The organism is Vibrio salilacus, from assembly GCF_002811245.1.
GTDB lineage: Bacteria > Pseudomonadota > Gammaproteobacteria > Enterobacterales > Vibrionaceae > Vibrio > Vibrio salilacus.
This window is the reverse complement of sequence record NZ_NIVQ01000011.1, coordinates 109,875-118,509: the sequence shown is the minus strand read 5'-3', so window position 1 is coordinate 118,509 and position 8,635 is coordinate 109,875. Positions and strand designations below refer to the sequence as shown.

At 45.4% G+C, this 8,635-nt stretch carries 10 protein-coding genes and 1 pseudogene; 9 read left to right on the top strand and 2 right to left on the bottom strand.

Features of this window, described 5'->3' with window-relative positions; translation table 11 throughout:
* Nucleotides 1-362: 362 nt before the first annotated feature.
* The 6 genes from CDZ87_RS09900 to rplI all read left to right on the top strand — a co-directional run bounded on the left by CDZ87_RS09900 (nucleotide 363) and on the right by rplI (nucleotide 2,753).
* Nucleotides 363-551 (top strand): (2Fe-2S)-binding protein, encoded by a 189-nt coding sequence (locus CDZ87_RS09900; RefSeq protein WP_038175240.1) that lies wholly within the window; start codon nucleotides 363-365, stop codon nucleotides 549-551.
* A gap of 74 nt (nucleotides 552-625) precedes the next feature.
* Complete coding sequence (gene bfr, locus CDZ87_RS09895) at nucleotides 626-1,108, top strand: bacterioferritin (RefSeq protein ID WP_038175242.1); 483 nt, start codon at nucleotides 626-628, stop codon at nucleotides 1,106-1,108.
* Between the two features lie 226 nt (nucleotides 1,109-1,334).
* On the top strand, nucleotides 1,335-1,715 hold the full coding sequence (rpsF, locus tag CDZ87_RS09890) for a 30S ribosomal protein S6 (RefSeq protein ID WP_038175243.1): 381 nt from the start codon (nucleotides 1,335-1,337) through the stop codon (nucleotides 1,713-1,715).
* An 8-nt stretch (nucleotides 1,716-1,723) separates the two neighbouring features.
* The gene (gene priB / locus CDZ87_RS09885) at nucleotides 1,724-2,026 is read left to right on the top strand and encodes a primosomal replication protein N (RefSeq protein WP_100753403.1); all 303 of its coding nucleotides are present in this window, start codon (nucleotides 1,724-1,726) and stop codon (nucleotides 2,024-2,026) included.
* Nucleotides 2,027-2,042: 16 nt separating this feature from the next.
* Nucleotides 2,043-2,270: a 30S ribosomal protein S18 gene (gene rpsR, locus CDZ87_RS09880; RefSeq protein WP_000090472.1), complete on the top strand. Its 228-nt coding sequence runs from the start codon at nucleotides 2,043-2,045 to the stop codon at nucleotides 2,268-2,270.
* Between the two features lie 30 nt (nucleotides 2,271-2,300).
* Nucleotides 2,301-2,753, top strand: coding sequence for a 50S ribosomal protein L9 (gene rplI, locus CDZ87_RS09875; RefSeq protein WP_038175245.1), 453 nt, complete (start codon nucleotides 2,301-2,303; stop codon nucleotides 2,751-2,753).
* A gap of 87 nt (nucleotides 2,754-2,840) precedes the next feature.
* Here the strand turns inward: rplI and CDZ87_RS09870 are convergent, their stop codons facing one another.
* Complete coding sequence (locus tag CDZ87_RS09870; protein WP_100753402.1) at nucleotides 2,841-3,605, bottom strand: DUF481 domain-containing protein; 765 nt, start codon at nucleotides 3,603-3,605, stop codon at nucleotides 2,841-2,843.
* Nucleotides 3,606-3,776: 171 nt separating this feature from the next.
* On the opposite strand from CDZ87_RS09870, the gene CDZ87_RS09865 reads away from it, so the two are divergent.
* Together CDZ87_RS09865 and alr are read left to right on the top strand one after the other, a co-directional pair.
* Nucleotides 3,777-5,189, top strand: coding sequence for a replicative DNA helicase (locus tag CDZ87_RS09865; RefSeq protein ID WP_038175247.1), 1,413 nt, complete (start codon nucleotides 3,777-3,779; stop codon nucleotides 5,187-5,189).
* Between the two features lie 12 nt (nucleotides 5,190-5,201).
* The gene (gene alr / locus CDZ87_RS09860) at nucleotides 5,202-6,278 is read left to right on the top strand and encodes an alanine racemase (RefSeq protein WP_100753406.1); all 1,077 of its coding nucleotides are present in this window, start codon (nucleotides 5,202-5,204) and stop codon (nucleotides 6,276-6,278) included.
* Between the two features lie 22 nt (nucleotides 6,279-6,300).
* Here the strand turns inward: alr and CDZ87_RS17025 are convergent.
* Nucleotides 6,301-6,453: pseudogene (locus CDZ87_RS17025) on the bottom strand (YjbQ family protein); the annotation flags it as partial.
* A 458-nt stretch (nucleotides 6,454-6,911) separates the two neighbouring features.
* Here CDZ87_RS17025 and pgi point away from each other — a divergent pair.
* Nucleotides 6,912-8,567, top strand: a complete 1,656-nt coding sequence (gene pgi / locus CDZ87_RS09855) for a glucose-6-phosphate isomerase (RefSeq protein WP_100753401.1) — start codon at nucleotides 6,912-6,914, stop codon at nucleotides 8,565-8,567.
* Nucleotides 8,568-8,635 lie beyond the last annotated feature (68 nt).

The following is an 8,635-nucleotide window of genomic DNA, read 5'->3' as shown; positions in this document are numbered from 1 at the left end:
GTTTCGCAATCCGCGAAGGTGGCCGTACAGTTGGTGCTGGTGTTGTTGCTAAGATCTTCGCTTAATTGCTGAAGACTTGCACGCTTCTTCATTTTTGAAGAACACGCATCTGAAAAAGGGAAGCTGAGGCTTCCCTTTTTTGTTTTAGTTATAAGTGAAACATCTAACGTTTTATTTTAAGTGATTGATTTTCATGGACTAGTTATGCCTGTCAGCATAATAGATTATTAAATAGTTGAATGTCAGCGGGTATAGGCCAATAGATATAACGAAATATTCTTAACCCTCACAAAATACGATTGGTAATGATAACTATTGTCGTTTATATTGTTAATTGTTAGGTTAAATGGAACGAGTTAGTTATGTATGTTTGTCTTTGTCATGGTATTTCAGACAAGAAAATTAAGAAGTTAGCGATTGATGAGGGCATTACTGATATTAAAGGTATTAAGCAATGTACTGCTCTGGGGAGTCAATGTGGTAAGTGTATTAAGCCAACTAAACAGATATTAGCCGAAACTGAGTTCTTAGTTATTAAACAAGCCAGCTAGTTTTTCACCTAGTCTTTTTGACAGCGTGCCATTTGCTTCTAGAGTTATAGGAGCCAAAGAGGAGGGCGAATGTCATGAAAGGCGATCCAATCATTATTCAACATCTCAATAAAGCGCTCGGCAATGAACTCATTGCAATCAATCAATACTTCCTACATGCACGTATGTATAAAGACTGGGGACTTAAGCACCTTGCAGATAAGGAATATCATGAGTCGATCGATGAAATGAAGCATGCCGATCATTTAATCGAACGCATTCTGTTTCTGGAAGGATTACCCAATTTACAAGATCTCGGCAAATTAATGATCGGTGAAGATGTCAAAGAGATGCTTGAGTGCGACCTCAAGCTCGAAATGGCGGCTATTCCCGATTTAAAAAATGCGATTGCCTATGCCGAAGATGTTCATGACTATGTGTCACGTGATCTGTTTCTGACCATATTGGAAGATGAAGAAGAGCACGTCGACTGGCTTGAAACGCAACTGGGATTAATTGACATGACTGGTATTCAAAACTACCTCCAAGCGCAATATGTTGATGACGATGAGGGCTAAGTTATCGTCGCTCCGATGAGTTATTAAACGCTCCGCTCAAGAGCTCGCTGGCTGTTTACGCTTCAACGTTACGCTGCTAGCGAGCTACCCACATTTCTCTTGCTTATACTGGTTTCTTTCTGTACTATTCGTGCTCCTTAAAACTCAGTCAATTATCTTTAGTTCCTTGCTTCCTCTGGACGACTGAGCCAATTGTGGAAGCTGAATAATCCGTAAGGAGCAACCCATGCGTCATTACGAAATCGTATTCATGGTGCACCCAGATCAAAGCGAGCAAGTTGCTGGCATGATCGAGCGTTACACTGGTTCTATCACTGAAGCTGGCGGTACTATCCACCGTCTAGAAGATTGGGGTCGTCGTCAACTGGCTTACCCAATCAACAAGCTTCACAAAGCTCACTACGTTCTTATGAACGTTGAAGCTGACCAAGCTGTAATCGATGAACTAGAAACTGCTTTCCGTTTTAACGATGCAGTTCTACGTAACATGGTCATGCGTACTAAAGCGGCGATCACTGAGCAATCTATCATGCTTAAGCAACGAGAAGAGCGTGCTCCTCGTCGTGAAGAGCGTGCTGAAGCTAAGCCAGAAGCCGCTGCTGAGTAATTTGTCTTATGGCCAATCGAATGGAGCTTTCTGGCACTATTGTCAAACCGCCCATTCGTAGCAAAAGCCCAAGTGGTATCGAACACTGTCGGTTTTGGTTAGAGCATCGCTCTACTATCATCGAGGCTGACCTTCCGAGACAAGTTTATTGTCGTATGCCGGTCGTTGTCAGTGGGCCTAGGTCACAAGCGTTAACTCAGAGTTTAGTACAAGGTAGTAGCATTAAGGTAAGTGGTTTTGTCACTTATCAAACCGGCCGTAACGGTGTAGGTAAATTAGTGCTGCATGCCGACAACATTACTCAAATTTAAGATCAGGAGATAGCCCATGGCTCGTTTCTTCCGTCGTCGTAAATTCTGCCGTTTTACAGCAGAAGGCGTTCAAGAGATTGATTACAAAGACGTAGCAACTCTTAAAAACTACATCACTGAAGCTGGTAAAATCGTACCTAGCCGTATCACTGGTACAAGTGCTAAATACCAACGTCAGCTAGCTCGCGCTATTAAGCGTTCACGCTACCTAGCTCTACTTCCGTACACTGACAAGCATCAGTAATCGGCTCGTTTTATAAAGAGGAATTAAACAATGCAAGTTATTCTACTTGATAAAATCGGTAAACTAGGTGCTCTAGGCGAAACGGTTAACGTTAAATCTGGTTACGCTCGTAACTTCCTTATCCCTCAGGGTAAAGCGGTTATGGCAACTAAATCTAACGTTGAAATGTTTGAAACTCGTCGCGCTGAACTAGAAGCAAAAGCTGCTGAACAAGTTGCTGCTGCTGAAGCTCGCGCTGAGAAGCTTGGCGCTCTAGAAGCTGTTGTTATCGCTTCTAAAGCTGGTGACGAAGGTAAACTATTCGGTTCTATCGGAACTCGCGACATCGCTGATGCAATCACTGCAGCTGGCGTTGAAGTAGTTAAGAGCGAAGTTCGTCTTCCTGAAGGCGCACTACGTAACACTGGTGAGTTCGAGATCAGCGTTCAACTTCACTCTGAAGTTTTCGCTACTGTGAACCTACAAGTTGTTGCTGCTGACTAATTCAGTCTCACGACGTATTTAAAAAGCACCTGCTTGCAGGTGCTTTTTTTATGCCTATAGTTCGGTATTGGCTGACTGGCCAGTTAGCTAAAATTGGAACAGCAAATTAACCGAGAAGATCGAGTCTGCTTTTGTTAGCCCTTCAGGTACTTTATCGTGATATTGGCGAGAATATGCCAGTTTCAAAGCAATATCTTCGGTGACATTATTGGTCACACTGATGTCAGTGTCGGTCCGGGTATTACTGTAGCCTGAGACGACGGTTACGTCGGCCGCAATCGATAGACTATCTAGTGCTTGCCAGCGAGTATTGAGGTTGCCCCTAAAAATACCTTCGCGCACGGTTTCAGGGAAAATAATGTCATCGTCATCAATTTCATCTAGGTTAGGTTCTTGATAGCGAAAGCCTGGGCCAAATTCCACCTCTAAGATAAAGTGCTCGGTATTGGCAAACTGATAACCTAAACCACCCGACAAGGTGTAATCCTTAAAATAGGCCGTATAGCGAGAGTCAATACCACGAAAGCTGCTATAAAGGTAGGTTTTCGGGCTCAGTTTGAAGTCGCTTTGTGCGGTATAGGTCGATTGCCTTTTGTCCTCTTCCCCATCTTTATACAGCAAGTAATATTTCCATTCGCCATAGGTACGATGACGGCCTTCAACATATTCCAGATTGAGACGTGAGTTGAGTGAGCGTGAGTCAGAATTACCAGTATGTGCCTGATAACCAAACTCCACTTCCGTATTCCAAGGGGAAGGAAGTTCAATATCCGAGTGGTCCTGTCCTTGTTCATCGGCATAAGCACACATTGAGCTGAGTAACCCCATGCTCAATAGCCAAAGTTTAGACACTAACGACCTCAACATAAAAAAAAACCGCAACAATGGTAATGCGAAATGAGGTCGATACCGTCAACAGCAGGTTAAATCTGATTCACTAGGTGACAAAGTATCAACAGACTACAGACATCGGCTTTATTCTCGTTATAATTAGCGGTCCAGAGCAAGTTGTTGAGCAGAACCATGGCCGAAGCGAAAGTAGATTATCGAAACAAAAAGTTTAGAGACGCACAAGTGGATGCGATTAAACTTCCCCCTCACTCACTAGAAGCTGAACAGTCCGTTATCGGTGGCTTGCTGCTTGATAATGAGCGTTGGGATACGGTTTCAGAGCGTGTTGTCGCGAAAGATTTCTACAGCCGTCCGCATCGTCTTATTTTCGAAGCGGTTAAGTCGATTCTTGAAGACAACAAACCGCTCGATCTTATTACCCTGTCGGAGTTCCTTGAACTGCGCGAGCAACTCGACGACGTCGGTGGCTTTGCTTATCTTGCCGATCTGGTTAAAAACACCCCGAGTGCGGCTAACATCAATGCTTATGCAGACATTGTTGCTGAACGCGCTTTAGTACGTGATTTGATTGGGGTTGCTAACGAAATTGCCGATGCAGGTTACGACCCACAAGGGCGCAGTTCAGAAGATCTGTTGGATCTGGCAGAAAGTAAAGTCTTTGCGATTGCAGAGGCACGCACCAACGAGAACGAAGGCCCACAGAACGTTGACAATATTCTTGAGAAGACTCTTGAGCGTATCGAACTATTATACAAGTCACCACAAGATGGCGTGACAGGGGTCAACACCGGGTTCACTGATCTCAATAAAAAAACGGCGGGTTTGCAGGGCTCGGATCTTGTCATTGTCGCCGCACGTCCGTCGATGGGTAAAACCACTTTTGCGATGAACTTATGTGAAAACGCAGCGATGGAACAAGAAAAGCCCGTTTTGATCTTCTCGCTAGAGATGCCCGCGGAGCAGATCATGATGCGTATGTTGGCCTCGTTGTCGCGTGTTGACCAAACCAAAATTCGAACTGGTCAGCTTGATGATGAAGATTGGGCGCGTATCTCTTCAACCATGGGAATTCTGATGGAGAAGAAGAACATGTACATCGATGACAGCTCAGGTTTGACGCCCACCGAAGTACGTTCACGCGCTCGTCGTATTGCTCGCGATCACGGCGGTCTGTCGATGATCATGGTCGACTACCTGCAATTAATGCGTGTCCCTGCACTGTCAGATAACCGTACTCTGGAGATTGCTGAAATCTCGCGTTCACTGAAAGCCTTGGCCAAAGAGTTGAATGTTCCTGTGGTAGCATTGTCGCAGTTGAACCGTTCCCTAGAGCAACGTGCTGATAAGCGGCCAGTAAACTCAGATTTACGTGAATCGGGCTCTATCGAGCAAGATGCTGACTTGATCATGTTTATCTACCGTGATGAAGTCTATAACCCAGACAGTTCAATGAAAGGCACCGCCGAGATCATTCTAGGTAAGCAGCGTAATGGCCCAATCGGTTCGGTTCGGCTGACGTTCCAAGGGCAGTGGTCACGCTTTGATAATTATGCGGGCCCTTCATTTGATATGGACGACGAATAATTTATGACGCATATGAAAGCCGCAACGGCTTACATTGATTTGACCGCACTTACGCACAACTTAGTGCAAATAAAGCAGCAAGCACCGCACAGCAAAGTCATGGCGGTGGTGAAAGCCAATAGTTATGGTCATGGTCTGCGTCATGTTGCCAAAAGCGCGCAAGGAGCGGATGCGTTTGGCGTCGCCAGAATTGAAGAGGCGTTGCAACTACGTGCTAGTGGTGTCGTGAAACCGATTTTGTTGCTCGAAGGGTTTTACTCTCAAGGAGACTTACCCGTACTGGTGACCAACAATATCCAAACTGTGGTGCATTGTGAAGAGCAACTTGAGGCGCTAGAGCAAGCTCAGCTCGAGACACCGGTCGTGGTATGGCTAAAAATCGACAGTGGAATGCATCGTTTAGGGGTCCGCCCTGAGCAATACAATGGTTTTGTGGAGCGTTTGAAAAAGTGCCGCAATGTCGCTAAACCCTTGCGATATATGAGTCATTTTGGTTGTGCTGATGAACTGGATAAACCGACCACCACTCAACAGATCGAACTATTTATGTCGTTGACCCAAGGGTGTGAAGGTGAACGCTCAATGGCCGCCTCGGCAGGGCTACTAGCCTGGCCTGATAGCCAAATGGATTGGGTACGTCCGGGTATTATAATGTACGGCGTTTCGCCATTTGGGGATAGAAATGCGCAGCAGATGGGCTATCTGCCTGTCATGACGCTCAAGTCGCACTTGATTGCGGTACGTGAAGTTAAAGCTGGCGAAAGTGTTGGTTATGGTGGTATCTGGACCAGTGAGCGAGATACCAAAATCGGCGTGATTGCGATTGGTTACGGCGATGGCTACCCAAGAATGGCGCCTAATGGCACACCGGTATGGGTCAATGGGCGCAAAGTGCCGATCGCTGGTCGTGTCTCTATGGATATGCTCACCGTTGATCTCGGTCCAGACGCGAGCGATTGTGTTGGCGATGAAGCCATTTTGTGGGGGAAAGATCTTCCGGTTGAAGAGGTGGCCTCTCATATTGGCACGATCGCCTATGAGCTGGTGACTAAACTCACCTCACGCGTCGATATGGAATATTCCCAGTAACTTGCTGTAACAACACGCCTTAAATCACCAAGCTGGCCGAGGTATGTTGAATAAATAACTGTAATATTCCCACAGAATAATTTGCTATTTGCGGTAATTGTTGTTCAATTTCATCGGTGATTAGATGGAATCCACGCTTACGCGCGCTCATTTTCAGTGTTTTTTGAGTCCACATACGGCAACCTATATTCGATGATTCGCGTCTAATGGTTAAGCTTAGCTAAGGTTAATGGTAAGCTCTTACTTGCGAGTAGGGTGTTTGTTTAGTTTTGAAGCAGGGAACGTGACCTAACTCAATGTGAGCGTAAGTCGCCTGCGTCATAATATTCGCCTGAAAAAAAATTACAAAGGTAGTTATACCAATCAGAATAAATGTCTGGTCATTCTTGCTAGTTAAAATCGCTGATAGCGTTGTTATAGATTTTGTAGGTAGGTCAACTAGCTAGCTGCAATCTATGCTTTGCTCTAAGCGATTTTTCCTGCGTAACTATCTGACCATCTATTTGTCCCGGCTGGTATTAGTGGCATTTTGCCTAAACATACCTAATATTATTATTTTGCTTAATCGGGGATTCCACCAGTTGTCGCTAGGCTGAATGGAATAGAACCTACTGTAACATCGGGATAGACACCATGTTGAAAAATATCAATCCAACGCAAACACAAGCTTGGAAAGCGTTAACTGCGCACTTCGAATCTGCACAAGATATGGATATGAAAGCGTTATTTGCTCAAGATCCGGCTCGCTTTGACAACTTCTCAGCACGTTTCGGCAACGATATTCTTGTCGACTACTCTAAAAACCTAGTTAACCAAGAGACGCTCAATCATCTGTTTGCTCTAGCTAATGAGACTGAGCTAAAAGCAGCCATCGAAGCGATGTTCAGTGGTGAAGCGATCAACAAAACCGAAGATCGCGCTGTACTTCATACCGCGCTGCGCAATCGCAGCAACAAACCAGTTATGGTTGATGGCGAAGACGTGATGCTAGCGGTTAATGCTGTACTAGAGAAAATCAACTCTTTCACTGAGCGCGTGATTGGCGGTGAGTGGCAAGGCTATACGGGTAAAACGATCACAGATATTGTTAACATCGGTATTGGTGGTTCGGACTTAGGCCCTTATATGGTGACTGAAGCACTAGCGCCTTATAAAAACCATCTAAATCTTCACTTTGTTTCAAACGTTGACGGTACGCACATCGTTGAAACGCTTAAAAAAGTAGACCCTGAAACCACTCTATTCCTAATTGCATCGAAGACATTCACCACTCAAGAAACCATGACAAACGCACATTCTGCTCGTGATTGGTTCCTAGAGACTGCTGGCGATCAAGCGCATGTCGCTAAACACTTCGCAGCGCTGTCGACCAACGCGAGCGCTGTGTCTGAGTTTGGTATCGATACAGACAACATGTTTGAGTTCTGGGACTGGGTTGGCGGTCGTTACTCTCTTTGGTCTGCCATTGGCCTTTCTATTGCACTGGCGGTTGGTTACGACAACTTTATTGAGCTATTGGACGGTGCGCATGAAATGGATAACCATTTCGCCGCGACAGAGTTTGAAAACAACATTCCAGTGATTCTGGCGTTGCTTGGCTTATGGTACAACAACTTCCACGGCGCAGAGTCTGAAGCTATCTTACCTTACGATCAATACATGCACCGTTTCGCTGCCTACTTCCAGCAAGGTAACATGGAGTCGAACGGTAAATACGTTGACCGTGATGGTAATGCCGTGACGTACCAGACTGGGCCAATTATCTGGGGCGAACCGGGTACCAATGGTCAGCACGCGTTCTACCAGCTGATTCACCAAGGCACTAAGTTGATCCCATGTGACTTCATTGCGCCAGCACTTAGCCATAATCCTGCTGGTGATCATCACCAGAAGCTGATGTCTAACTTCTTTGCCCAAACGGAAGCTCTTGCTTTTGGTAAGTCAGAAGAGACGGTTAAAGCAGAGTTTGCGAAAGCAGGCAAGAGCGAAGCAGAAGCGGCGACACTCGCGCCATTTAAAGTCTTCGAAGGTAATCGTCCAACGAACTCTATTCTAGTTAAGCAGATCACTCCGCGTACACTCGGTAATTTGATTGCAATGTACGAGCATAAGATTTTTGTACAAGGAGTTATCTGGAACATCTTCAGCTTTGATCAGTGGGGTGTGGAGCTCGGCAAACAGCTAGCAAACCAAATCTTGCCAGAGCTTGCTGATGATACAGCGATTAATTCACATGACAGCTCGACCAATGGTTTGATTAACGCATTTAAAGCGTTTAAAGCGAAATAACAATCAGACTTGAATCAGCAGCGCCCATTGTCTGGGTGATAAGCAAATAATAACGCCAGCCGAAAGGC